The sequence below is a fragment of the Vibrio sp. M260118 genome, assembly GCF_036533755.1.
In the GTDB taxonomy this organism is placed as follows: domain Bacteria; phylum Pseudomonadota; class Gammaproteobacteria; order Enterobacterales; family Vibrionaceae; genus Vibrio.
This window is the reverse complement of sequence record NZ_JATABG010000629.1, coordinates 1-1,030: the sequence shown is the minus strand read 5'-3', so window position 1 is coordinate 1,030 and position 1,030 is coordinate 1. Positions and strand designations below refer to the sequence as shown.

General features: G+C 41.8%; 2 protein-coding genes and 1 pseudogene. 2 read left to right on the top strand and 1 reads right to left on the bottom strand.

Annotated features, from left to right (window positions below; translation table 11 throughout):
* The first annotated feature begins 210 nt into the window (after positions 1–210).
* Positions 211–465: a type II toxin-antitoxin system Phd/YefM family antitoxin gene (locus QTO00_RS20160; RefSeq protein ID WP_088729558.1), complete on the top strand. Its 255-nt coding sequence runs from the start codon at positions 211–213 to the stop codon at positions 463–465.
* A complete protein-coding gene (locus QTO00_RS20155; protein WP_331426332.1) occupies positions 458–727 on the top strand; it encodes a Txe/YoeB family addiction module toxin in 270 nt (89 codons plus the stop codon). The genes QTO00_RS20160 and QTO00_RS20155 overlap by 8 nt, the downstream gene beginning before the upstream one ends.
* A 196-nt stretch (positions 728–923) precedes the next feature.
* Here QTO00_RS20155 and QTO00_RS20150 read toward each other — a convergent pair.
* Positions 924–1,030: pseudogene (locus QTO00_RS20150) on the bottom strand (type II toxin-antitoxin system RelE/ParE family toxin); the annotation flags it as partial.

Sequence of the window (1,030 nt, the reverse complement as noted above, 5' to 3'; positions counted from 1 at the left end):
GATTTCATGCTGAGTCATGGTCTTCTCCTTTTGCTTTGGGGCCTGAACACTCCAAGCATGGCTGATAGACATGTGAAGTGGTAGGGGGAGACCATCTCATCAACTTAACGCGGCGTTAGTTGCCTTATCAGCATCGCATGTTCAATTTACTGTACAAGTATGCGAGTTAAGACTATACTTGTTCCATTAAATGTACATGTGGAGGTTCTTATGAGAATCGTATCTTTTACTGAAGCAAGAAATGGTCTTAAAGCTGTTTTAGACGGTGTAGTTAATGATGCAGACACAACAGTCATTACACGTCGTGACTCTGAAGATGCTGTGGTTATGTCTTTAGACTACTACAACAGTCTTATGGAGACTGTACACTTACTACGCTCTCCTCAAAATGCTGAACACCTAAACCGATCAATAGCACAGTACCGCGCTGGTCAAACAACCGCACGAGAGTTAATTGATGAGTAGTAGTCAACGTTTACTATCGTGGACTGATGAGGCTTGGGGTGACTATCTGTATTGGCAAACCCAAGATAAGAAAACACTCAAGCGCATTAATAAACTCATCAACGATGTTAAGCGTTCTCCTTTTGAGGGTATTGGTAAACCAGAGCCGTTAAAAGAAAACTTATCTGGCTTTTGGTCTCGCCGCATTGACGTCACTAATAGACTTGTTTACGCAGTCGATGATCAAGCGATAACAATAATTTCATGTCGTTATCACTACTAAATCAAGTTAAGCGCTCGGGCATCTAACAAATCGTTCAACAGGGACTCCTAACGCTTGGCTACTTTCATAAAAATCAGCTTCGATGTTTAGGGCAAAAATTTTAAGTTGGGTGGCATTGCGTTGTCGCCCCTTATCGCAGGCGTTAGTTTACCAATCAAGATCATCACCCTAGTTTTTATCGCGAGTGATGTCTTCGCTACAAGTGGTTTTGTGGGAGTTGTGATTGACCAAGTACAGCCACAACTAAAATAAAACCGCCTTCTTTTGTAAAGTAAGCTGTGTGTTTTCCTACCGGAAAATAGA